Source organism: Sphingobium fuliginis (assembly GCF_015074805.1).
Classification (GTDB): Bacteria; Pseudomonadota; Alphaproteobacteria; order Sphingomonadales; family Sphingomonadaceae; genus Sphingobium; species Sphingobium fuliginis.
In genome coordinates this window covers 25840-49926 of the sequence record NZ_CP060035.1, presented here as the reverse complement: position 1 = coordinate 49926, position 24087 = coordinate 25840, and the positions used below count along the sequence as shown (strand labels likewise).

Below are 24087 nucleotides of genomic sequence, written 5' to 3'. Positions count from 1 at the left end.
CCGGAACGGGCATGACCGACGCAAACCCCACCAGCCAGCCGCATTGTTCGATGTGGCTGCTCTGGCTCGTGCTGTTCGTCGGCCTGCCCGCTATGGTTTCCGCCTGGGAGGCGCGGGTGCCTCCCGGCAGGCCGCGCCCGGAAGCCGTCGCCGCCGCCCGGCTCACGCGCCCCGCCACGCCGCCGCCGGCGGTCGCGCCGGTGGAGGTCTATGCGCTGGAGCGCGATCAGGCGCGGGCCTTCAACGCCGCCATTCCCTTCTCCCGCCTGCCCAATCCGGCGGCGCGGCCATTCCTCTTCTCAGGATCGCCCATCGACCTTGCCCGCGCCACGGACTGCCTGGCCGCCGCGCAGCTTTACGAGGCGGGCGACGATGCCGTGGGCGAGCGGGCCGTCGCGCAGGTGGTGCTGAACCGCGTGCGGCATCCCGCCTTTCCCAAGACGGTCTGCGGCGTCGTCTTCCAGGGGCAGGAACGGGCTACGGGGTGCCAGTTCACCTTCACCTGCGACGGCGCGCTCGCCCGCACGCCGACACAGGCGGCCTGGGAAAGGGCGCGGGACATCGCGCGGGCGGCCCTGGCGGGCAAGGTGTACAAGCCGGTCGGCTACGCCACCCATTATCATACCGATTGGGTCGTGCCCTATTGGAGCGGCAGCCTGGACAAGATCACGTCCGTGGGCACCCATCTCTTCTTCCGCTGGCGGGGCTGGTGGGGCACGCCCCCCGCCTTCCGCCGCGCGGGCGAAAGCGGCGAGCCGCTGGTGCAGCGCATCGCGCGCCTGTCCGCCGCGCACCAGGGCGATCCGGATGCGCCCGCCGGTCTGTCCCCGCCTGCCCTGACCGACGGCACGCTGGCCGACCTCGCCGCCCGGCCGCAGCAGGCGATAGGGGCGGATTCGCTGGGCCGGACGATGGCCGGCGTCCGGCTCATCGCCATCGCGCCGGGGGCCAGGAGTTTCCTGGTCGAACTGGGGCGCGCCATCTCCCCCGACAGTTGGCCGACCATGGCCCAGACCTTCTGCGCCGGGCGCCCGGAATGCCGGATCATGGCCTGGCGAGCGGGAACCGCGCCGGGCGGCCTGCCTCTGTCGGGCGACCAGATGGAAAGCATGGCCTTCGCCTATATCCACAACAGCGCGACGGGATTGCAGCGCTCGCTCTGGAACTGCTTCCAGACGCCGCGCGGCAACAAGGATGAATGCATGCTCCAGCGGAACCCCAGGGCGGCAGCCCCGCCGCCGCCGCCCGCCGCGCCGGAACTGGCGGGCGTGCGCCGCAAGGAACGCTTCGAAGTGGTGAAGATTGCGCCGCCGTCGCCGGCCGTGACGGCGCCCGCCCAACCCTGAAGGGCGCTCCGCCTCGCCTGCTATTCCATGTTCTCGAACCCGCTCAGGCGCGGCAGCGCGCCGATGCGGGCGACCAGTTCGGACTGGCGGCTGCAATCCAGCTTCACATAGATATTCTTGATCTGCGTCCGCACGGTGTTGAGCGCCACGCCGCGTTCCTGCGACAGGTCTTCCAGGCCCCGTCCCTGGCAAAGCGCTTCGGCCACCTCCGCCTCCGCCCTGGTGAGGCCGTAAAGCGATCGGATGCGGCTGGCGAGGCTCTGGTCCCGGTCCGCGGGATCGGTGGCGATCGCGACGATCTGCCGCTCCATGCCGACCCGCACCGCGGCGATCGACAGCACATAGGGCGCGCCCCGTTCGCGATGGACGAAGATCGCGCTCGCCTGTCCACCCTGCCGGGCCGTCGCAGCCCTGAAGGCGGCCTGCAACGCTTCGTCGTCGCGGGGATCGCGCGCCTTCAACTGCCGCTGCCGCAAGCTCAGCGCATCGCCCCGGCGCAGCAGCGCGTCCGCCATTCGGTTGCAGTCGATCAGCGCGCCGTTGGCGCGCAGGGTGAAGACGGCATGGCCCACCATGTCGAGCGTGGCGTGCAGCGAACGGCCATAATGGTTGGCGCGGTCCAGCTTGCTGCGGATCGCGAACATGCGGCCGATATGATCGATGCTGTCCTGCATCGCCCGCACTTCGTCCTCGTTGAACGGCTTTTGCGTGCGCCCCCGATGCAGGCCGATATGGCCGGTCGTCCCGTCCTTCCGGATCACGCCGCCCAGGCAGCGGAAAGTGTCGTCGCCCATGCCCTTGATCCACTCATTGTAGATGCGGCTGCCTTCATAGGCATGGGTCGGTACGAGCGCTTCGACATTCCAGACGCGATTGACCGCCTCTGCCCGGTCCAGCGCGACGCCCCAAATGTCGTCGTCCTGAAACTCCTCGTCGTAAAGCGCCATTTGCGCATCGGTGAAATAGCCGGAGTAGGAGATTTCCGCGACATGCTGGGGCGTGCGGCCCCAATGCAGAACGCCCGAGCGCGCGCCGACCGCATCGGCCAGCGTCGAAGCCAGCCGGTCGAACGCGCCGTCGTCGGTCGCCGCGTCGTAAATATCCTCCGTCCGGATCACAGCTTTGCCCCGATCTCTCCACGTCCCCATGCGGAATATACGCAATTGCGCCCTGCCGCATTGCACAAATCGGACACCGATCCATTCAAATTGCTGGAAAAACGGATAAAGCTGCCGTCGTGCCGCGTCCCTTGCTCCTCCTCCCCCGCTTTTCCGCAGACGGCGCCTGGCTTCCGGTCCTCGCCCTGTCGGCCATGACGCTGCTGGTCCAGGGGTGCACGCTGATGTCGCTGGGCGTGCTCCTGCCCGGGATCGCGGCCGATTTCGGGGGGCAGGCGGGCGGCGGCGCCACCGCGTTCCTGCTGGCGATGAGCCTTGCCAGCCTGGCGGTCGGTTCGTCCATGGGAAAAGCCGGCGTCCGGCCGGTGCTGCTGATCGGCGTTCTGCTCAGTGCGGCCGGCTTCGCGCTCGCCGCCATCGCGCAGCAGCGAACGGCCTTGATGGCGGGCATGGCGCTGTCGGGCTTCGGCGCGGGCGCATCGACCATCGTGCCCGGCATCGCCGTCATCACGCGGCATCATGTGGCGCGGCGAGGCCTCGCGCTTGCGGTCTTTCTGGGCGCCGCCGTCGTGGCGGGCGCCGTCGTACCGCCATTTGTCGCGGCGGCCATGACCTTCTGGACCTGGCGCATGGCCATGCTGTTCTGCTCGGCGGCGATCATGCTGGCCTGCCCCCTGCTGGTGCTGCTCGTCCCCGGGGGCCGGACGGATGCCGGGCCGATGCCGGTGGAGCGGACCGCGCGTCCAGCAGCCATCCGGACGGGGAATTTCCTCAGGATCGCGCTGGCCATGACCCTGTTGCAGCTCGCGATCAACGGCGTGCTGTTCGCGGCGGTGGACAGCCTGATGGCGGAGGGCCTGAGCCAATCCACGGCGGTCCTCGCCTATAGCAGCGCCAATCTGCTCGGCCTGCCCGCCCTGTTGATGGGCGGCATGCTGGCCGACCGGCTCGGCGCGCGGCGCAGCCTGACCGCGACGGCGCTGCTGCTGGCCGCGGGGACCATGGCGCTGCTGGGGGTCCGCATGATGGACATGGCCGGGGTCTGGCTGTTCGTCCTGCTCTGGGGCGTTGCGAGCGCGCTGCCGGGCCAGTCGGGATCGATGCTGCTCGCCGACGCGGCGGAGGCGGAGGCGTTCCCCCGGCTGCTCGGCCTCAACACCGCGATCATCAGCCTGGTTGGCGCGCTGGCGCCGCTCTGGACAGACCAGATGCGCGCGGCGGGCGGCGGTTACGGCTTGCCCGTCTCGGTCTATGCGGCACTCGCACTGGCCGCCGCGCCGCTTATCGCATCGGTTCGTTCGTCACAGTGCGAAGCTGGCTGACAGACCGACAGTGCGCGGCCGTTGCGCCATTTCGCGCAGCGGCGATCCGGTTACCGGCACCAGCTCCGCATTGCGGTAGAGCAGCGCGCGGCTGTTCAGCAGATTGTCGACAAAGGCGGACAACTGCCAGCCATCGCGGCCAAGCCCCATGCGCAGGAACAGCAGTTCGCTTCCCTCGCCCGAATAGACACGCGGATCATAGGCCACCGACCGGGTCGAAGGTGCGCGGCGATAGCGCCCTGCCTGCCGCCATTCGGTCCGCACGAAACCGTCCAGCCGCCCCGGCAGCGTAAAGCCATATTCCGCCGCCAGCGTCCCCGACCATCGCGGTACATAGGGTATCCGGTCGCCCGCCGCGACGATAGTCGAGCCTGGAAGCCCAACATCGCGGCGGAAACGCGCATCCACGAAGCCGAACGAGAAATCCAGCACCAGCCGCCGCAGCGGCTCGCTCCGTAACGCCAGCTCGACACCCTGGTTGCGAGCCGCCCCCAGGTTGTCGACATAGGAAAAGCCGCAATTGGGCAAGGTGACGGACTGCTGTATGCGTCGCCAGTCGATGCGGAAAGCGGCCAACGACAAGTGAAGCCGCCGAGCGGGCAATCCCGCCTTTACGCCCACCTCATAACTCCAGAGCGAGTCGGAGCCATAGCTGTCCGGTGCGGCAGCGCGGCCCAGCGCCGAAAGATCGGCCGCGCAACTGTTCGCCGGCACCGCTCCATTGGTCCCCCCGCCGCGAAAACCCTTGCCGGCGCTCAGATAGACAAGACTGTCGCCCCCCGGTCGCCAGGACAGCCCGGCATAGGGAATGAGGGGCGTATCGCTTTGTCCCCGGGGCCCGACCGCGTTGCTGCCGCCCGCAAAAGGCCCCTCCGACATCAAGCGGAAGCGCAATGGATTATAGGACAGACGCAGGCCTCCCGTCACTTCCCAACGGGGCGCGAAGGTCCAGTTTGCCTGCCCGAAAACCGCCAGCGTGCGCTCGCGAATTTGCTGCCGGCTTTGATAGCTCAGCCCGCCGGGCAGCAACGGCAGGCCGAAAATCTCCTCGATCGACAGGCCCAGTTGCGACTGCGCGAGATCGGCGATCCCAGGCTCGACCACATGCTGTTCCATGGCGATCCGCGATCGGCTGTAGAAGCCGCCGACGAGCCAGCGGACGGACGCACGAGGATCGGCGGATGCAATGCGCAACTCCTGCGTGAAAACCGTTTGATCGACCGTCGTCCGGCTATAGCTGCCGCCCGGCGTGCGGATTCCCGGGACCATGCCACCCAATATGATCTCTCCGAAATAGCCCGAATAATCCACTATCTGGCGGTTGCGGCGGTCCAACCAGGCGGTGACGCCGGTCAGCACGGCGCCGCCCAGGTCCAGCCGCGCGGTGAGGTCGGGCAAAAGGAAACGATCATGGCCCGGCTGGCGGAGGCTGGCGGTCTGACGGAAGAGACCCAGGCTGCTTTCGTAAAAGGGCAGGTCGCCCCGCTTCGCCCTCTGGAAGAAGAGCGACGGCGTCAACTCCAGGCGCTCGCCAAGAGCCGCCTTCAACGCGAAGCGCAGACCCAGCGCCGCGTCGTGATCGATATTCTTCGTCAACAGGCCGCCGGAAGCAGGGTCGAACCGGTCGATAACGCCGGCATCGCGGCGATAATAAGCGCTGACGCGCATGCCGATCCGGCCGGGCAATATGGCGCCGCCCAGGGCCGCCTGCATTTCGCGGCTGAATCCCCCTCTCCCGACCAACGCAAACTCGCCGCTGGCCTGCCCATCCAAGCCTTCCAGTTGAGGCTGCCGGGTCAGGGTGCGGATGGTGCCGCCCATGGAATCCGCGCCGAACAGCGTGCCCTGCGGCCCGCGCAGCACCTCGACGCGGTCGAGGTCGAAACGGCGCAGGTCGGGATTGCCCGCCACCTCCAGCGACCGGATCTGAATAGGCACATCATCGACATAGAGGCCGATCGTGGATGCGCCGATGGGAGAAAAGACGCCGCGCATGATCGGCTGCTGCGCACCAAAGGCACCTATGGTCGGCATGGTGAGATTAGGCGCCACGCCAGCCAGATCGGCCAGCCTGGCAATACCGCGCCGTTCCAGATCGGCCGCATCAAGGCGGTCAAGACTGATCGGCACCCTCTCCTGCGCTTCGGCCACGCGACGGGCGGTGACGAAGACGGCATGCTCGCCGGCCGAAGGTTCCCCGGCTTCATCGCCCTCCTGCCCATAGGCAGGCGCCGCCATGGCCAGTGCGAAAGCGCAACACAGGCGCGCCCATGGCTTCACGACAGACGAGCCGACGGCAGAAGAGGTTGAATCCCGGCAAAAGCCATCCCATCTCTCTACAGCAACGACCTGACGCGGCAACCAGCCAGAATCAACAGACCTGCCCCCTTCACAAGAGCGGGCATGGAGCCTATATGAGTCTTTCAAATCCGGCTCTTGCACTGCCCTCGGGCGTGCGGGAACCGTCCCCCGGATCGCCCGGGGACCGGCTTCGTTTAGCGCACGGGACCGGCGGGATTGGGCGAAAACGGCGGGTCACAAGACGCTGACAGTGCGGATCGGACAGTCCCGGCCCGCACTTTTTTGCGTGGCGGTGGAGGGGCGAATCACCCCTGAAACCGACAGGCCAGGCTGAATTTTCGCTGCGATGCGAAAAAATGCGACGAACAACCAGGCAGGATACGCAATGGCGACCAAAGCTCTCCCCACGATCAGCAATACCGGCGCGAAGAAGCGCATCAGAAAGGTATTCGGCGACATCCACGAAGTGGTGCAGATGCCGAACCTGATCGAAGTCCAGCGGGAGAGCTATGAGCAGTTCCTCCGTTCCGATCCGTCGATCGGCTATGTCTCCGGCCTGGAAAAGACCCTGCGCTCGGTCTTCCCGATCCGCGATTTCGCCGGCACCGCCGAAATGGACTTCGTCCATTACGAGCTGGAAGACCCGAAATATGACGTCGAGGAATGCCGTCAGCGCGGCATCACCTATGCGGCGCCGATGCGCGTCACGCTGCGCCTGATCGTGTTCGAGGTGGATGCCGACACCGAAACCCGCTCCGTCCTGGATATCAAGGAGCAGGACGTGTACATGGGCGACATGCCGCTCATGACGCAGAACGGCACCTTCATCGTCAACGGCACGGAGCGCGTCATCGTGTCGCAGATGCACCGCTCGCCGGGCGTCCTGTTCGACCATGACCGGGGCAAGACCCACTCTTCGGGCAAATATCTGTTCGCCGCCCGCGTGATCCCCTATCGCGGTTCGTGGCTCGACTTCGAATTCGACGCCAAGGACATCGTCAACGTCCGCATCGACCGCAAGCGCAAGCTGCCGGTCACGGCGTTGCTCTATGCGCTCGGCCTCAATGCCGAGGACATTCTGGGCTATTTCTACAACAAGGTGACCTTCCTGCGCGGCGAAGGCGGCTGGCAGATTCCCTACACCGCCGAAGCCTGGCGCGGCCAGAAGCCCGCCTTCGACATCGTCGACGCCAAGTCGGGCGAGGTGGTGTTCGCCGCCGGTCACAAGATTTCGCCCCGCGCCGCCAACAAGGCGGAGAAGGACGGCCTTGAAACCCTGCTGATCCCGACCGAGGAAGTCTATGGCCGCTACAGTGCCTATGACCTCATCAACGAGTCGACCGGCGAAATCTACATCGAGGCCGGGGACGAAGTGTCGCCGGAAAATCTGGAGAAGCTGGACAAGGCGGGCATCGACCGCCTCGAACTGCTCGACATCGACCATGTCACCACCGGCCCGTGGATCCGCAACACGCTGAAGGCCGACAAGGCCGAGGAGCGGGACCAGGCGCTGGCCGACATCTATCGCGTGATGCGCCCCGGCGAACCGCCGACGAAGGAAACCGCCGAAGCCCTCTTCGCCGGCCTCTTCTTCGATCCGGAACGCTACGACCTGTCGGCCGTGGGCCGCGTCAAGCTCAACATGCGCCTCGACCTCGACGCCGAGGATACCGTCACCACCCTGCGGACCGAGGACATCCTTGCGGTCGTCAAGGAACTGGTGAACCTGAAGGACGGCAAGGGCGAGATCGACGACATCGACAATCTCGGCAACCGCCGCGTCCGCTCGGTGGGCGAACTGCTGGAAAACCAGTATCGCGTCGGGCTGTTGCGCATGGAGCGCGCCGTCAAGGAACGCATGTCGAGCGTCGACGTGTCGACCGTGATGCCGAACGACCTCATCAACGCCAAGCCCGCCGTGGCCGCCGTGCGTGAGTTCTTCGGCTCCTCGCAGCTTTCGCAGTTCATGGACCAGACCAACCCGCTGTCGGAAGTCACCCACAAGCGCCGCGTCTCTGCGCTTGGGCCGGGCGGCCTGACCCGCGAGCGCGCCGGCTTCGAAGTCCGCGACGTTCACCCGACCCATTATGGCCGCATCTGCCCGATCGAAACGCCGGAAGGCCCGAACATCGGTCTGATCAACAGCCTCGCGACCTTCAGCCGCGTGAACAAATACGGCTTCATCGAAACGCCCTACCGCAAGGTGATCGACGGCAAGGTGACGAACGAGGTCGTCTATCTGTCGGCAATGGAAGAAGCCAAGCACACGATCGCGCAGGCCAACGCCGAGCTGACCGAAGAGGGCACGCTGGCCGAAGACCTGATCTCGGCGCGTGAGGCGGGCGAATTCCTGATGGCGCCCAAGGACCACATCACCCTGATGGACGTCAGCCCCAAGCAGCTGGTGTCGGTCGCGGCCTCGCTCATCCCGTTCCTGGAAAATGACGACGCCAACCGCGCGCTCATGGGATCGAACATGCAGCGTCAGGCCGTGCCGCTGGTCCGTGCCGAGGCGCCGTTCGTCGGCACCGGCATGGAAGGCACGGTTGCGCGTGACTCGGGCGCCGCAATCGCGGCGCGTCGCGCGGGCATCATCGATCAGGTCGACGCGACCCGCATCGTGATCCGCGCCACCGGCGACATCGAACCCGGCCAGTCGGGCGTCGACATCTACACGCTGCAGAAGTTCCAGCGCTCCAACCAGGACACCTGCATCAACCAGCGCCCGCTGGTGAAGGTGGGCGACCTGATCGAAGCGGGCGACGTCATCGCGGACGGCCCGTCGACCGAGTTCGGCGAGCTGGCGCTGGGCCGCAACACGCTGGTCGCGTTCATGCCCTGGAACGGCTACAACTACGAAGACTCCATCCTGATCTCCGAGCGGATCGTGAAGGATGACGTCTTCACCTCGATCCATATCGAGGAGTTCGAGGTCATGGCCCGCGACACCAAGCTGGGGCCGGAGGACATCACCCGCGACATCCCGAACGTCGGCGAGGAAGCGCTGCGCAACCTCGACGAGGCGGGCATCGTCTATATCGGCGCCGAAGTGGAGCCGGGCGACATCCTGGTCGGCAAGATCACCCCCAAGGGCGAATCGCCGATGACCCCGGAAGAAAAGCTGCTCCGCGCGATCTTCGGTGAAAAGGCGAGCGACGTGCGCGACACCTCGCTGCGTCTGCCGCCGGGCGTTGCCGGCACGGTCGTGGAAGTCCGCGTCTTCAACCGCCACGGCATCGACAAGGATGAGCGCGCCATGGCGATCGAGCGGGAGGAAATCGACCGCCTCGCCAAGGACCGCGAGGACGAACGCGCCATCCTCAATCGCGCGACCTTCAACCGCCTCCAGGAAATGCTGCTGGGCCAGACCGCCACGGCCGCTCCCAAGGGCGTGCGCAAGGGCGTGGAAATCGACGAAGCCCTGCTGGCTGAGGTCGAGCGTCATGAATGGTGGAAGTTCGCGGTCGCGGACGACGCCCGCCAGGCCGGCATCGAAGCCGTCAAGGCGCAATATGACGAAGCGGTGAAGCTGATCGTCGAGAAGTTCGAGGACCGCGTCGACAAGCTGCAGCGCGGCGACGAACTGCCCCCGGGCGTGCTCAAGATGGTGAAGGTCTTCGTCGCGGTGAAGCGCAAGCTGCAGCCGGGCGACAAGATGGCCGGCCGTCACGGCAACAAGGGCGTCATCTCGCGCATCCTGCCGATCGAGGACATGCCGTTCCTGGAGGACGGCACCCATGTCGACATCGTGCTGAACCCGCTGGGCGTGCCGTCGCGCATGAACGTCGGGCAGATCTTCGAAACGCACCTCGGCTGGGCCGCGCGCGGCCTGGGCCAGCAGCTCAAGCATGCGCTGGAGGAATGGCGCGAAGCCAATCCGAACGCGCAGGGCGGTGAGATGCCGGATGCGGTGAAGACCCGCCTGCTCGAAACCTATGGGCCGCAATATGCCGACCAGATCGAAGGCCGCACGGCCGATCAGATCGTGGACCTGGCCGAACATCTCGCACGCGGCGTGCCGATGGCGACCCCGGTGTTCGACGGCGCCCGCGAAGCGGACGTGTCGGCGATGCTGGAACTGGCGGGCCTGCACTCGTCGGGCCAGTCGGACCTGTTCGACGGCCGCACGGGCGACAAGTTCGACCGCAAGGTGACTGTCGGCATCATCTACATGCTGAAGCTGCACCACCTGGTCGACGACAAGATCCACGCACGCTCCATCGGCCCCTACAGCCTCGTCACCCAGCAGCCGCTGGGCGGTAAGGCGCAGTTCGGCGGCCAGCGCTTCGGTGAGATGGAGGTGTGGGCGCTCCAGGCCTATGGCGCCGCCTACACGCTGCAGGAAATGCTGACAGTGAAGTCGGACGACGTCGTCGGCCGCACCAAGGTCTATGAGGCGATCGTCAAGGGCGACGACACGTTCGAGGCCGGCATTCCCGAAAGCTTCAACGTGCTGGTCAAGGAAATGCGCTCGCTGGGCCTCAATGTCGAACTCGCGTCGATGGACGAGATCGAGGACGATGACGGCTTCGCGCAGGCGGCGGAATAAAGGGAACTCCGGAGCGCTGTCTCGCGAAGACGGCGCTCCCTCCCTGCCCCGCCCCGAACAATTTACCCTCTAGAGGGACTGAAAAATGAACGAACTGACGAACTTCGCCAATCCGATCCAGAAGCCGGAAACCTTCGACCAGATCCAGATCGGCCTTGCCTCTCCGGAGCGCATCCGCAGCTGGTCCTTCGGCGAGATCAAGAAGCCGGAAACCATCAACTACCGCACGTTCAAGCCGGAACGTGACGGCCTGTTCTGCGCCCGCATCTTCGGTCCGATCAAGGACTATGAATGCCTGTGCGGCAAGTACAAGCGCATGAAGTACAAGGGCATCGTGTGCGAGAAGTGCGGTGTCGAAGTCACGGTGTCGAAGGTCCGCCGCGAACGGATGGGCCATATCGAACTGGCCGCGCCCGTCGCGCACATCTGGTTCCTGAAGTCGCTGCCCTCGCGCATCGGCCTGCTGCTCGACATGCAGCTCAAGCAGCTTGAGCGCGTCCTTTATTTCGAAAGCTACATCGTCACCGAGCCGGGCCTGACCCCGCTGGAGAAGTATCAGCTTCTGACCGAGGACGAACTGCTCGACGCGCAGGACGAATATGGCGAAGACGCCTTCTCCGCCGGCATCGGCGCGGAAGCGGTCAAGCAGATGCTGATGGACCTCGACCTTGAGGGCGAGAAGCAGGCGCTGCTGGACGAACTGGCCGTCACCAAGTCGGAACTGAAGCCCAAGAAGATCATCAAGCGGCTGAAGGTCGTCGAGTCCTTCCTGGAATCGGGCAACCGGCCTGAGTGGATGATCCTGGACGTCGTGCCGGTCATCCCGCCGGAACTGCGCCCGCTTGTTCCCCTGGACGGCGGCCGCTTCGCGACCTCGGACCTGAACGACCTCTATCGCCGCGTCATCAACCGCAACAACCGCCTGAAGCGGCTGATGGAGCTGCGCGCGCCGGACATCATCGTCCGCAACGAAAAGCGCATGCTGCAGGAGGCCGTCGACGCCCTGTTCGACAATGGCCGCCGCGGCCGCGTCATCACCGGCGCGAACAAGCGTCCGCTGAAGTCGCTGTCCGACATGCTGAAGGGCAAGCAGGGCCGCTTCCGTCAGAACCTGCTCGGCAAGCGCGTCGACTATTCGGGCCGCTCGGTCATCGTGACCGGCCCGGAACTCAAGCTGCACCAGTGCGGCCTGCCCAAGAAGATGGCGCTCGAACTGTTCAAGCCCTTCATCTACGCCCGCCTCGACGCCAAGGGTCTCTCCATGACCCTGAAGCAGGCCAAGAAGTGGGTCGAGAAGGAGCGCAAGGAAGTCTGGGACATTCTCGACGAAGTCATTCGCGAGCACCCGGTCATGCTGAACCGCGCGCCGACGCTCCACCGCCTCGGCATTCAGGCGTTCGAACCCGTGCTGATCGAGGGCAAGGCGATCCAGCTTCACCCGCTGGTCTGCTCGGCCTTCAACGCCGACTTCGACGGCGACCAGATGGCCGTCCACGTCCCGCTGTCGCTGGAAGCCCAGCTTGAAGCCCGCGTGCTGATGATGTCGACCAACAACATCCTCAGCCCCGCGAACGGCAAGCCGATCATCGTCCCCTCGCAGGACATGGTGCTGGGCATCTATTATCTGTCGATGGAGCGCGAAGGCGAGCCGGGCGAAGGCATGCTGCTGGCCGACATGCAGGAGGTCCATCAGGCCCTCTATGCCAAGGCCGTCACCCTGCACTCGAAGATCATCAGCCGCGTGCCGCAGACCGACGAAGCCGGCAATCAGTATATGAAGCGCTTCGAGACCACGCCGGGCCGCATGCTGCTGGGCGAATGCCTGCCCAAGTCGCACAAGGTGCCCTTCGACGTCGTCAACCGCCTTCTCACCAAGAAGGAAATCGGGGACGTCATCGACCAGGTCTATCGCCACACCGGCCAGAAGGACACGGTGCTGTTCGCCGACGCCATCATGGCGCTGGGCTTCCGCCACGCGTTCCAGGCGGGCATCAGCTTCGGCAAGGACGACATGGTGATCCCGGATTCGAAGACCGCGATGGTCGACGAAACCAAGGCGCTGGTGGCCGACTATGAGCAGCAATATCAGGACGGCCTGATCACCCAGCAGGAAAAGTACAACAAGGTGATCGACGCCTGGAGCCGTTGCGGCGACCAAGTCGCGAACGCCATGATGGACGAAATCCGCGCCCAGCCCAAGGACCCGAATACGGGCCGCATGGCGCCGATCAACTCCATCTACATGATGGCGCATTCCGGTGCCCGTGGTTCGCAGGCGCAGATGAAGCAGCTTGCCGGCATGCGCGGCCTGATGGCCAAGCCGTCGGGTGAGATCATCGAAACGCCGATCATCTCCAACTTCAAGGAAGGCCTCACCGTCCTTGAATATTTCAACTCCACCCACGGCGCCCGCAAGGGTCTGGCCGACACCGCGCTCAAGACGGCGAACTCGGGTTACCTGACCCGCCGTCTGGTCGACGTCAGCCAGGACTGCACCGTCGTCGAGGAGGATTGCGGCACCGACAAGGCGCTGGAGATGAAGGCCATCGTGCAGGGCGGCTCGGTCATCGCCTCGCTCGGCGAACGAATCCTGGGCCGCACCACGGCGCAGGACATCGTCGACAGCAAGGACGGTTCGGTCATCGTGCCGATCGGCACGCTGCTCGACGAAGCGCTGGTCGCGCAGATCGAGGCCATCGGCACGCAGGCCGTGAAGATCCGCAGCCCGCTGATCTGCGAAAGCAAGATGGGCGTCTGCGGCAAGTGCTACGGCCGTGACCTCGCCCGTGGTACGCCGGTCAATATCGGTGAAGCGGTCGGCGTCATCGCGGCGCAGTCCATCGGTGAACCGGGCACGCAGCTCACCATGCGGACCTTCCACATCGGCGGCGCGGCGAACTTCAACGAAACGTCGAACCTGGAAGCCATGTCGGACGGCACGATCGAGCTGCGCGACATGCCGACCATCACCGACAAGAATGGCCGCCGCCTGTCGCTCGCCCGCAATGGCGAGATCGCGATCATCGACAGCGAGGGCCGCGAGCGCGAAACGCACCGCCTGCCTTACGGCGCGACCATCCTGTTCGCGGATGGCGACACCGTGAAGAAGGGCGATCGCTTCGCTGAGTGGGACCCCTTCACCATGCCGGTGATCACCGAAAAGCCGGGCATCGTGAAGTATCAGGACCTGATCGACGGCAAGACGCTGACCGAACAGACCGACGAAGCGACCGGCATCGCGCAGCGCGTCGTGACCGAGCATCGTGGGTCCGCCCGCACCAAAGAAGACCTTCGTCCGCGCCTCACCCTGCTCGACGACCAGTCGGGCGAAGCCGCACGCTACATGCTGGCGGTGGGTGCGACCCTGTCGGTGGACGACGGCGCGCAGGTGCAGGCCGGCGACGTGCTGGCGCGTGTCAGCCGCGAAGCGGCCAAGACCCGCGACATCACCGGCGGTCTGCCGCGCGTCGCCGAACTGTTCGAAGCCCGCAAGCCCAAGGACAATGCGATCATTGCCAAGGTGTCGGGCCGCGTCCAGTTCCTCAAGGATTACAAGGCGAAGCGCAAGATCGCCATCAATCCGGAGGATGGCGGCGAGCCGGTCGAATATCTGATCCCCAAGAGCAAGGTGATCGACGTTCAGGAAGGCGACTATGTGAAGCGCGGCGACAACCTGATCGGTGGTTCGCCCGACCCGCACGACATATTGGAAGTGCTCGGCATCGAGCCGCTGGCCGAATATCTGGTTGCCGAAATCCAGGAAGTCTATCGCCTGCAGGGCGTGAAGATCAACGACAAGCACATCGAAACGATCGTTCGTCAGATGCTGCAAAAGGTCGAGATCACCGTGTCCGGCGACACCACGCTGCTGGTGGGCGAGCAGGTCGACCGCGAGGAGATGGAGGAGATCAACGCCAAGCTCCAGCCCGGCTTCCAGCCGGCAGAGGGCAAGCCGGTGCTGCTCGGCATCACCAAGGCGTCGCTCCAGACGCGCAGCTTCATCTCGGCGGCCTCCTTCCAGGAAACCACCCGCGTCCTCACGGAAGCGGCGGTCCAGGGCAAGAAGGACACGCTGGTCGGGCTCAAGGAGAATGTCATCGTCGGCCGCCTGATCCCGGCGGGCACCGGCGCCGGCATGAACCGCATGCGCGTCGCCGCCTCGTCGCGTGACGCGGCGATGCGGGCGGCGCTGCGGGCCTCCAGCCAGGTCGACCTGATCGCGCCCAAGACGGCTGCGGAAGAGCATGCCGCCGAACTGCGCCAGGGTCCGGAAGCCGCCATTGGCGACGATCCGCTGGCCGTTGTCCAGGGTGAGGATTTCACCACCGAGGACATGGAATAAGCGCTTTGAAATAATGGGGTCCGCTTCCTATCTCGGGAAGCGGCTCCCAGCCCTTCGTACCCCATCGGGGATCGATGAAGAGCCCGCCGGAAGCGACAGCCTGTCCGGCGGGTTTTCTTTTATGGTTGCGCCGGGCAGGGCATGAAATTGTCCGGCAGGCCTGTCGCAAAACTCTTGACCAATCCGGAATCGCCGCCTATTTGCGCCTCTCCGGTGAGCCGCTGGCCCATCCTGATGCCCGATCCTCTAATGGTAAGAGAGCGGACTCTGACTCCGTCAATCAAGGTTCGAATCCTTGTCGGGCATCCACACTTTCCTAAAAATCACGGGACACACGGCAAGGCCTGGGGCACTTTGGGCTCCAAAGACGCCGCGCCCGATCACCGCCTTGTCAGGAAACGACATTCCCTGGCCAGCCGGCGCCCCATGTCCCATGCCGGCCTATAGACAGCCATGCCCTTGCGAAGCTGTTCGCACGACATGTTGAGCCCACCGGCATAGACGATGGCCACGGTACGCCCATAGGCGTCGCGCGCCACGGGAACGATGGTGATGGGATCGCGCAAAGCGTGCTTCAGGCTTTCCTTGCTCCGGCGCGAACTGTCCTCCGGGCAGGTCTTGCCCTTGCGGCAACGGCCGACAATGTCGGGGGCTTCGATGCCGATCAGCCGGATCGGCTCGCCATTCACGCGCAGCATGCCGCCATCGACCACCGTCAGGGCGGACGCCAGGAACAGGGCGCCGATCATTCCCTCAACCTCGGACCGGGAAGGGAAACGCCCAGGCTAGCAATCATGTCCTCTCCCCATCGTCCTTGCCCCGCGCGGGACAGTGGTCCCATCGCCCGGAGCCGTTGCAGGAACCTGCGGGGGAAATGGTGCCAGACTCCCGCCGTCCACGACCTTGGGAAAGCTGGCGCCGGCACGGGAGCGACCTCTACGGGCCCCTCACCGACTGCCTCCATTCTCCACCGGAGACCTGTCCCCATTGCGTATGTTTACGCATTCATAATTGATCCTCCAACCTATTTTGCCTTTCTCCGCGAATATGTATCGCTTTGATACAGAATGGTAAAATATCCGATCCGACGCCATATGACTTCCGACATATAGGGCGGCCCGGGCATGCAGATGTCATGGCGCATCGCCGCCGCCCGGGATTTTCGCCGGCGCGTCGGGGCAGGGCGCGATACAGGATATAGATCGTCCGCTATTGGACGCCGATGCCAACGCAATAAGCAATAATGGGCAAGCATTACCCATTTTCCCAAATTGTCCCCGATGGCCGGTCCAGATTAAATTCCCGCGATGAGATCAAGCGCCCATGCAAAGCCTGCAATGGGCGCAGTCTGTCGGGGAGGAGAGGATGCGCCCTGCATGGACATTCCTGCCGCTCCCCTGGGCTCTCTGCATCGCCCTGACGCCGGCGGATGCGCAAGACGTCCGCCCGGATGAAGCGGTCCAAACGGCCCTGCTGGAAACACCCTTCGACCTCCGCGCCATGACGCCGGAACCGCCCGAGACCGGCAACAGGGTCCAGGGGCCGGCCGATCCGCGCATCCAGCCTCCTCCCGATCCCGTCATGGAAGGGCGTTACCATTCGCTGGGCAGCCGCATCGGCGCCGCCAGATGGGAGACTATCGGCCTGTTCGCCTATATCACCGCGACGCAGGCCTATTGGACCGACGGCACGACCCATTTCCATTTCAAGGATGAGGGCTGGTTCGGCAAGAACACCCATAATCTGGGCATCGATAAGCTGACCCACGCCTTCAACGCCTATCTCTTCGCTGAATTTCTGGGCGCGCGGATCGCCCGCAGGACTCATGACCGGGCGCGGGCGGCGGCGCCCGCGGCGCTGCTTTCCATGGGCCTCATGCTCTATGGCGAGCTGTGGGACGCGCATAAGAAGGACAGCGGCTTTTCGATACAGGACGTGGTCTTCAACAGCGGCGGCGCGGCCTTCTCGGTGCTCCGCCACACCGTGCCGGGGCTGGAGGAGAAGCTGGATTTCCGCCTGCTGATGATGCCCAATTCAGAGGTCTACAGCTTCAAGGGAAAGCGTCATTATGAGCAGCAGCGCTTCCTTCTGGCGCTCGAACTTTCCGGTTTCAGGGGATTGCGCGACAGCCCGCTGCGCTTCGTCGAACTGCAGGTCGGCTATCGCGGCAGGAATTTCACCAATGCCGACCGCGCCGCCGGAAGAGAGCCGGAGCGCGACATCTTCTTCGGCGTCGGCCTCAACATCAAGCAGCTGTTCTTCCGCGACAGCCGCTCGCGCCTGGGCCGGGCGATCGGCAGCGGGCTCAACTATTTCCAGCTTCCCTATACCGCCGCCTATTTCCATTGACGGGCAAGGGAAGCTGGAAGAGCGAACGGGGCGGATGCGCGCAGGCTGACCCGCGCCGCATCGAACCGCCCGGCCGCTCCTCCAGACTCCGCATCGCGCAACGCCATCCGGGGGGAAGGACGGCGCTCAGCGCGACGCAATCAGGACCGGCCTGTCGCCGTCGGCCTGCGCCATCGTCCGGGCGCGGTGGTCGGTGCGCAGCCGGCGCAACATGGCGTCGCGTTCCAGCGCGTCGCTGGCGACGACGATCCAGGCTTCGAACCGGGACGAGGCGGCGATCTGCGGCGGCAGGGGCGTCAGCCGTCCCATCCGCTTCACCGCCCGCAGCGATATGCTGTCGACGGCGGGCGACGATGAAGGCTGGGCCAGCGAGACGGCTTGCGGCCGCCCCTCCCCGTCCAGACGGAATTCGACGCGGGTATAGCCGGTCGCATCCCGGTCGAAATTCTGATCGGCGGCGCGGCGGATGCTGCCGGTCAGCCGGGTCGCGGTCCGGCTCTGCCATTTTTCAAGGGTCATCTCCTTTTCGGGAGAGGCAATGACGGTCAGCTGGTCACCGGGCTGTCTGGCGCTAACCCCTGTCGACAGCAGCAGGGACGAGCAAAGCACCAAATATCTGGCACGCATAAGGGCCTCCTCTGCCAGGATAATGATGTCGTGGATTGCGGCTGCGGCTGTGTCTGACCGGCCGAAAGCAGCGCGAAGCTATATATTACAAAATCGATCCTGCTGGTAATGAATATAAACCAGCAATCTCATCGACATGCATAATATTTCACGATTGTGTCTTTGCGCCGGCATGGCCGCATGGCTGCCGGTGGCACGGCGGGGATGCGGGCCAACCCGTTGTCGTTGATCAGTTTTGGTGAACGGGACCGAAGCTCGCGGCGGCGACTCGGCCTTTCCCCGGACGTACCGTCACCCCGAGCCGCTCCACAATATCCGTCCAGCCCGCCATCGCCCTCTCCAGGCTGAACGCTTCGATCCTGTTGCCCGACAGGATGGCGCTGGCGGGTTCGATCTGGCCCAGCAGCGCATCCGCCATGGCCGTCGCATCCGCCGGGTCGACCAGCCGCCCGAACCGCCCGCCATCCAGCAGATCGGCCGCATTGCCCGCCGTGCGGGAGGCGACCACGGGAACGCCCACGGCCATCGCCTCCAGCAGCACATTGGGCGATCCTTCCCACCAGCTCGGCAGGACGAAGGCGTCGGCATGCGCCAGCCAGGGAAAGACGTTCGCCACCACGCCGGGCAGCGCCAGATCGTCCGCCATGCCCAGCCTGCGCGCCTGCTCCATCAGCCGGTCGCGCATCCGGTCCCGGCTCTCGCCCAGGATGATGAGCCGCGCCCGCCGGCTTTGCCGCAAGGTGGCGAAGGCGCGCAGCAGCGTCTCGAAATTCTTCTGCTTCGCCAGCCGGCCGATGGCGAGGATGACCGGCGCATCCTCGGTCATCCAGCCATGGGGCGCCGGACCTTCCGCCCTTGCGCGCGCCGCGGCGGCGTCGATGCCGTTGGGAATGACCGCGACCCGCCCCTCGCGCGCCGCGGCCGCGAAGGCCGGCGCGGCGGCCAGCGTCGGCGACACCAGCACGACCCGGTCGGCGTCGGCGGCGATCAGGCGGGTCATGATCCGCCGCTCCCACCCCGCCGATCCGCCATGCGGGGCGCCCGGAACGGCACGCACCATGTCGTTGCTGATGCGATAGACGCGGCGCAGGCCGCCAAGCCCCCTGCTGGCCGCCCAGGCGACGAAATGACCGTGATTGCCGGCAGAGATCAGCAGGCCCGGCGCGCGCCGCCGCAAATGGCGGCGCAGCGCGTGGATCGCGATCAGCTTTTCGATCAGGCGGGAGGCATGGCTCCGCTGGAGCAGCGCATGGTGGCGCACGCCCGGAACGCCCTCCCCACCGGGCGCGGCCGTCACCAGTTCCACCTGATGGCCGCGCTCTGCCAGGGCGGCCGCCAGCAGCCGCGCATTGCGCACCACGCCGGTCGCCGCCAGGGCGTGGACGTAGAGGACGATCACCGCCGCGCCTCCGTTTCGATGGCGCGGGCCGTGCGCCAGCGTCGATCGGGCAAACGGTCGAGATGATGGCGGTATAATGCGCCCATGCGTCCGGTCCCGACGCCTCGCCCGCTGACAAGTTGCACAATGTCCGTGCCGGGGTTCCAGTTCCCCTCGATCAGCGCCGGTCCCTGCGCGGTCAGGCCGATGTCCCAGCCGATGACCGCGAAGCCCTCGCTAAAGCGCCGGTGCGCGGCCAGCGCCAGGGCCTCCGCCGCATCCCGGTCGGGAAGCATCATGCCTTCAAGCCTCGCACCGGTGGCGGGGTGCCGGCCCGGACGAACCCGTCCCATGCCTCCGCGCCACGCAGCGCCGCAGCGCCCCGCATCGTCCACCGCCAGCACCAGATTGCCCGCATTGAAATTGTCGACCGGCCGCCCCTCCCCCGCCGACAGGCGCAAGGCCAGCGCGCAGGCCTCCGGCGCGCCCCGCTCATCAAGGACGGTCACGACACGCAGGGTCGGCAGCGCGCCGGGCGACACCGGCTCCAGCGCCGGATGGGTGGCGAGCCGCTGCTGGATGACGCCGCCCCGCGCCCATTGCCGATGCAGCCGGGCGAGCAGCGCCGTTTCGGACAGGCGGCCATGACCGCCGCGCCAGCGGTCCCCGTCCCGGACGAAACGCTCCACGCCCCGCCCCCTGGACGTGTAGCTGGGCTTGGCGATGATGTCATGATGGCGGCCCAGCCATTGCGCCAGCGCCTCCCGCTCCGGATCGTGGCTGTCCGGCGCGGGCAGGCCCGCCTCCCGCACCAGCCGGGCGAACAGGCGCTTGTTCTTGAGCGGGTTGGCGGCAAGCGGAAAGGCGCCCGGATTGAGCAGCCGGTGCAGCCCCTTGCGGTCGCGCATCGACAGGCCCTGGGCGCGCGCGGCTTCGCTCAGCATCGCCCGCTCGGCGCGGCTCCAGCCGCCCTGCCCCGCCTCCGCCAACAACCGCGCAAGGACCCGTCGGCTCAGGCTCCAATGGCTGCGCAGCCCCCGGTGATAGGCGGCCATCAGCTCATTGTCGCCCGGTCCGGCGGGCAGGGCGCGCAGGGTGAACAAGGCGGCTACTCCGCCGCCTGCGCCACCGTCATGCGGGCGTCCAGCAGTTCCGCCGCGACGGCGCGGGTGCGGCTGTTGTCGACGTCGATGGCGACCGCGCCGTCGCTCAGGATCACCGGCGCGATGGTCATGCCGAACCGCCGGGAAAAGCGGGCGAAGGTCTCCGCCAGCGTGCCGATGCCAAGGCGGAAACGGACGAGATTCAGGAAACCGAAGGCGTTGACGATGCGCATCGGATGCTTGACGAACTGCCCCCCCGACCGGAATGTCTCCGCGGCCGTCAGGGCTGCGCGGTCCTTCAGCCAATAGCTGTTGCAGTTGGAATAGCTGCCCTCGGCAAAGCGGTAGAATTTGCGCTGCCCCTCCGGATGGGCGGCCAGCACGGACTCGCGCCGGGCGAAGGCGACCGCCGCGTCGGTTCCCGGCGTCCCGCATTGGCCCAGCATGTCGGCCACCGCTTCGGGCGTCAGCAGCACATTGTCGGCGGTGGTGATGAACAGCGGGAACTGCGCGCCCTGCGCGGCGGCAAGGATGCTGTCGACCAGATTGGGCCGCGCGGCCACCGGCATCATCCGGCCGCTGTCGAGCAGGCGGCGCAGCAGCGGTACGCCCGCCAGCACTTCGGGATCTTCGATGGCGACGCGGATCTCCCCGATCCCGTCGCTTGCCGCCAGTGCCGCGGCCACATGGGTCAGCATCGGGCTGCCGGCGACGGGCGCCAGGCATTTGTGCGACACGCCCGCCTCCAGCGCCAGCGGATCGGTCAGGCCGTCGCGCCTGCCCGCCAGGATCAATGCCGTCGTCATGCCGCCGCCCGGTCCGGCACGTCGGCCGACAGCCCCTGCCGCAACAGCCCCTGCCGCAACAGGCTGTGCGCGACGATGGTCTCGACCAGCGCGGGATGATCCACGCCCAGCGAACGGGCGGAACGCGAAATGGTCTTCTTCGACCAGAGATTGCAGGACAGGTTCAGTTCCATGAACAGCAGCGCATCGGTCGCCGGATCGTAGCGGAACTCGAACCGGCCATAGTCGAACGGCCAGAATTCGGGCAGCAGGCGGCGGGTCAAATCCTCCAGCCGCTCGCGCAGGTCGCGATCCTCGACCAGCACCAGCGGATCGTCGCCCGCATCCACCAAGCCGCGCTTTTCCTCATAGCTGCGCTCGCGATGCGGGTCGGCGGGGACGTACATCATCGGCGGCAGCACCCAGGGGGCGTTGCCGCTGCCGCCCACCACCGGCACCGCCACATCCAGCAGCGGAGCCCAGGCCTCCACCAGCACGTCATGGCCCAGGTCGAACAGACGATCGGCATGGACCAGCGCCTCGGCCCAGCCGTCAACCATGGCCAGCCCCCAGGAGGCGGAGGATGCGTTCGGCTTCACCACCAGCCGCTCGGCCGCGAAAGCGGGGCCGCCGGGCAGGCCGCCGCGCCGGAAGAGCTGCGCCTTCATGGTCGGCACGCCGCGGGCGCGCGCGATCAGCTTGCTCAGATATTTGTCGTCCGACACGCCGCGCACGATCGGGCTGGCGCCCAGAAAGGGGACGTCGCGCCACGACAGCAGCAGGGGCGCCAGCATCTCGCTGTTCTGGAAGCCGCCGCGATTGAGCAGGGTGACGACGAAATCGGCATCGGGCCGTTCGAACAGGGCATCATAGCGGCTGGCGGCGGCGACATGGAGGCCGATGCCCTCCAGCGTGGAGCGCATCTCATGATGGTAGATGGCGTGATTGCCGTCCACTGCGTCCGGCCGCCCGCCCGCGCAGGCATGTTTGGCAAGGAAAAGGACGCGCAGCCGCGCCTTGTCGGCGGCCGGAATGCGCATGCAGCGGTCGGGGCTGGTCGTCATGCCACGACTGCTAACGCGGCTGCATGACGCCGCCTTGACGCTGGAGTTACGGCAGAGCGTCGGTCAGGAGACGATAGGATGACGGGCGCATGACCGCTTTATTTCACCCCGCCAAAGCGGCAGGTCCCGCATGGCTGCGCAATCAGGAAGATGCGACATCAAGTCGCCGCGATGCCCAGCCCCACCGCTTCCGCCACCTTGATGCCGTCGATGGCCGCGGAAAGGATGCCGCCCGCATAGCCTGCCCCCTCGCCCGCCGGATAAAGCCCCGCGACATTCAGGCTCTGGAAGTCCCTGCCCCGCGTGATGCGGATGGGGGAGGAGGTGCGCGTCTCCACCCCCGTCATCACCGCGTCCGGATGGTCGTAGCGCGCGATCTGCCGGCCGAAGACCGGGATCGCCTCGCGGAACGCCTCCAGCACGAATTCGGGAAGGCAGCGCGACAGGTCGGTCAGGGTCACGCCCGGCTTGTAGGAAGGGACGACCTCCCCCAACCCGGTCGAGGCGCGGCCGGCAAGGAAATCGCCCACCTTCTGCCCCGGCGCATGATAGCTTTCGCCGCCCGCGACGAAGGCCATGCTTTCCCAATGGCGCTGCAATTCGATCCCCGCCAGCGGCCCGCCGGGATAGTCCCGTTCCGGATCGATGCCGACGACCAGCCCTGAATTGGCGTTGAACTCGGCCCGCGAATATTGGCTCATGCCGTTGGTGACGACGCGCCCCTCCTCGGACGTCGCGGCCACCACCCGCCCGCCGGGGCACATGCAGAAGCTGTAGACCGTCCGCCCATTGGCGCAATGATGGGCCAGGCTGTAGGCCGCCGCCCCCAGCACCGGATGCCCCGCGCAACTGCCGTAGCGCGCCCGGTCGATCCAGCTTTGCGGATGCTCGATCCGCACGCCGATGGAAAAGGGCTTCGCCTCGATATGCACGCCCCGGCGGTGGAGCATCTCGAAGGTGGGCCGGGCGCTGTGGCCCACCGCCAGCACGACATGGTCCGCCTCGATGAAGCCGCCATCCGCCAGATGCAGCCCGCGCAGCTTTTGCGTGCCGTCCGCCTGCCGCTCCAGCTCCAGTTCGTCGACCCGGTGCCGCCATCGATATTCGCCGCCCAGCCCCTCGATCTGCCGCCGCATCGCTTCCACCATGGAAACCAGCCGGAAGGTGCCGATATGCGGATGCGCCTCGGTCAGGATGTCGTCGGGCGCACCGGCCGCGACGAATTCCTCCAGCACCTTGCGGCCCAGGAAGCGCGGGTCCTTGACGCGGCAATAAAGCTTGCCGTCGGAAAAGGTGCCGGCCCCGCCCTCTCCGAACTGCACATTGCTGTCGGGGTTGAGTTCGGCCCGCCGCCAGAGGCCCCAGGTATCCTTGGTCCGTTCCCGCACCACCTTGCCCCGGTCGAGGATGATCGGCCGGAAGCCCATTTGCGCGAGGATGAGGCCGGCGAACAGCCCGCACGGACCCGCGCCGATCACGACGGGGCGCTTGCCCGACCAGCCCGGCGGCGCATTGGCCACGAATTTATAACCGGTGTCCGGGCGCGGGCGGACGTCATGATCCTTCGCGAAGCGCGCCAGCACGCCCGCCTCGTCGGCCAGCTCGACATCGACGGTATAGACGAGCTGGATCGCATTCTTCCGCCGCGCATCATTGCCCCGGCGCACGACGACATGGGCCAGCAATTCCTGCGGTTCGAGGCCCAGCCGCTCGCAAATGGCGGCGGGCATCGCCCCGGCGGGATGGTCGAGGGGCAGTTTCAGTCCGGAAAGGCGCAACATCCGCCTGCCCCTAAACCTATTA

Annotated in this window: 14 protein-coding genes and 1 tRNA gene; 6 read left to right on the top strand and 9 right to left on the bottom strand. The window is 66.4% G+C overall.

What is annotated here, in order from left to right:
- Positions 1–11 precede the first annotated feature (11 nt).
- Positions 12–1346 (top strand): cell wall hydrolase, encoded by a 1335-nt coding sequence (locus H5V43_RS00200; RefSeq protein WP_099186208.1) that lies wholly within the window; start codon positions 12–14, stop codon positions 1344–1346.
- A gap of 20 nt (positions 1347–1366) precedes the next feature.
- Here the strand turns inward: H5V43_RS00200 and H5V43_RS00195 are convergent, their stop codons facing one another.
- Entirely contained in the window at positions 1367–2464 is a 1098-nt protein-coding gene (locus tag H5V43_RS00195; RefSeq protein WP_025548765.1) for a helix-turn-helix transcriptional regulator, read from the bottom strand.
- 119 nt (positions 2465–2583) lie between these two features.
- On the opposite strand from H5V43_RS00195, the gene H5V43_RS00190 reads away from it, so the two are divergent.
- Positions 2584–3786, top strand: coding sequence for an MFS transporter (locus H5V43_RS00190; protein ID WP_244968636.1), 1203 nt, complete (start codon positions 2584–2586; stop codon positions 3784–3786).
- Here H5V43_RS00190 and H5V43_RS00185 read toward each other — a convergent pair.
- Complete coding sequence (locus H5V43_RS00185; protein ID WP_025548768.1) at positions 3766–6024, bottom strand: TonB-dependent receptor; 2259 nt, start codon at positions 6022–6024, stop codon at positions 3766–3768. The genes H5V43_RS00190 and H5V43_RS00185 overlap by 21 nt on opposite strands.
- Positions 6025–6472: 448 nt before the next feature.
- On the opposite strand from H5V43_RS00185, the gene rpoB reads away from it, so the two are divergent.
- From rpoB to H5V43_RS00170, 3 genes are all read left to right on the top strand, one after another.
- The gene (gene rpoB, locus H5V43_RS00180; RefSeq protein ID WP_044661637.1) at positions 6473–10636 is read left to right on the top strand and encodes a DNA-directed RNA polymerase subunit beta; all 4164 of its coding nucleotides are present in this window, start codon (positions 6473–6475) and stop codon (positions 10634–10636) included.
- A gap of 85 nt (positions 10637–10721) precedes the next feature.
- Complete coding sequence (gene rpoC, locus H5V43_RS00175; RefSeq protein WP_037482269.1) at positions 10722–14978, top strand: DNA-directed RNA polymerase subunit beta'; 4257 nt, start codon at positions 10722–10724, stop codon at positions 14976–14978.
- Between the two features lie 235 nt (positions 14979–15213).
- Positions 15214–15287, top strand: a tRNA-Gln gene (locus H5V43_RS00170).
- Between the two features lie 71 nt (positions 15288–15358).
- Here H5V43_RS00170 and H5V43_RS00165 read toward each other — a convergent pair.
- On the bottom strand, positions 15359–15727 hold the full coding sequence (locus tag H5V43_RS00165; RefSeq protein WP_025548770.1) for a thermonuclease family protein: 369 nt from the start codon (positions 15725–15727) through the stop codon (positions 15359–15361).
- A gap of 574 nt (positions 15728–16301) precedes the next feature.
- Here H5V43_RS00165 and H5V43_RS00160 point away from each other — a divergent pair.
- The gene (locus H5V43_RS00160; RefSeq protein ID WP_244968635.1) at positions 16302–17327 is read left to right on the top strand and encodes a DUF2279 domain-containing protein; all 1026 of its coding nucleotides are present in this window, start codon (positions 16302–16304) and stop codon (positions 17325–17327) included.
- A gap of 126 nt (positions 17328–17453) precedes the next feature.
- On the opposite strand, the gene H5V43_RS00155 is transcribed toward H5V43_RS00160, so the two are convergent.
- The 6 genes from H5V43_RS00155 to H5V43_RS00130 all read right to left on the bottom strand — a co-directional run bounded on the left by H5V43_RS00155 (position 17454) and on the right by H5V43_RS00130 (position 24065).
- Positions 17454–17954 (bottom strand): energy transducer TonB family protein, encoded by a 501-nt coding sequence (locus H5V43_RS00155; protein ID WP_025548772.1) that lies wholly within the window; start codon positions 17952–17954, stop codon positions 17454–17456.
- 229 nt (positions 17955–18183) lie between these two features.
- On the bottom strand, positions 18184–19353 hold the full coding sequence (locus H5V43_RS00150; protein WP_099186232.1) for a glycosyltransferase: 1170 nt from the start codon (positions 19351–19353) through the stop codon (positions 18184–18186).
- Positions 19350–20435, bottom strand: coding sequence for a sugar-transfer associated ATP-grasp domain-containing protein (locus H5V43_RS00145; RefSeq protein ID WP_025548773.1), 1086 nt, complete (start codon positions 20433–20435; stop codon positions 19350–19352). Before H5V43_RS00145 ends, H5V43_RS00150 begins: the two co-directional genes overlap by 4 nt.
- Positions 20436–20440: 5 nt before the next feature.
- On the bottom strand, positions 20441–21241 hold the full coding sequence (locus H5V43_RS00140; RefSeq protein WP_025548774.1) for a nucleotidyltransferase family protein: 801 nt from the start codon (positions 21239–21241) through the stop codon (positions 20441–20443).
- Complete coding sequence (locus H5V43_RS00135; RefSeq protein WP_025548776.1) at positions 21238–22284, bottom strand: D-alanine--D-alanine ligase family protein; 1047 nt, start codon at positions 22282–22284, stop codon at positions 21238–21240. The genes H5V43_RS00140 and H5V43_RS00135 overlap by 4 nt, the downstream gene beginning before the upstream one ends.
- Positions 22285–22442: 158 nt before the next feature.
- Positions 22443–24065, bottom strand: coding sequence for an NAD(P)/FAD-dependent oxidoreductase (locus H5V43_RS00130; RefSeq protein ID WP_025548777.1), 1623 nt, complete (start codon positions 24063–24065; stop codon positions 22443–22445).
- Between the last annotated feature and the right edge of the window lie 22 nt (positions 24066–24087).

Excerpts from the sequence above, each read along its gene's own strand:
- H5V43_RS00200 (WP_099186208.1), top strand. The coding sequence starts at position 12 with ATGACCGACGCAAACCCCACCAGCCAGCCGCATTGTTCGATGTGGCTG.
- H5V43_RS00185 (WP_025548768.1), bottom strand. The coding sequence starts at position 6,024 with ATGGCGGCGCCTGCCTATGGGCAGGAGGGCGATGAAGCCGGGGAACCT.
- rpoB (WP_044661637.1), top strand. The coding sequence starts at position 6,473 with ATGGCGACCAAAGCTCTCCCCACGATCAGCAATACCGGCGCGAAGAAG.
- rpoC (WP_037482269.1), top strand. The coding sequence starts at position 10,722 with ATGAACGAACTGACGAACTTCGCCAATCCGATCCAGAAGCCGGAAACC.
- H5V43_RS00165 (WP_025548770.1), bottom strand. The coding sequence starts at position 15,727 with ATGATCGGCGCCCTGTTCCTGGCGTCCGCCCTGACGGTGGTCGATGGC.
- H5V43_RS00160 (WP_244968635.1), top strand. The coding sequence starts at position 16,302 with ATGCAAAGCCTGCAATGGGCGCAGTCTGTCGGGGAGGAGAGGATGCGC.
- H5V43_RS00155 (WP_025548772.1), bottom strand. The coding sequence starts at position 17,954 with ATGCGTGCCAGATATTTGGTGCTTTGCTCGTCCCTGCTGCTGTCGACA.
- H5V43_RS00140 (WP_025548774.1), bottom strand. The coding sequence starts at position 21,241 with ATGACGACGGCATTGATCCTGGCGGGCAGGCGCGACGGCCTGACCGAT.
- H5V43_RS00135 (WP_025548776.1), bottom strand. The coding sequence starts at position 22,284 with ATGACGACCAGCCCCGACCGCTGCATGCGCATTCCGGCCGCCGACAAG.
- H5V43_RS00130 (WP_025548777.1), bottom strand. The coding sequence starts at position 24,065 with ATGTTGCGCCTTTCCGGACTGAAACTGCCCCTCGACCATCCCGCCGGG.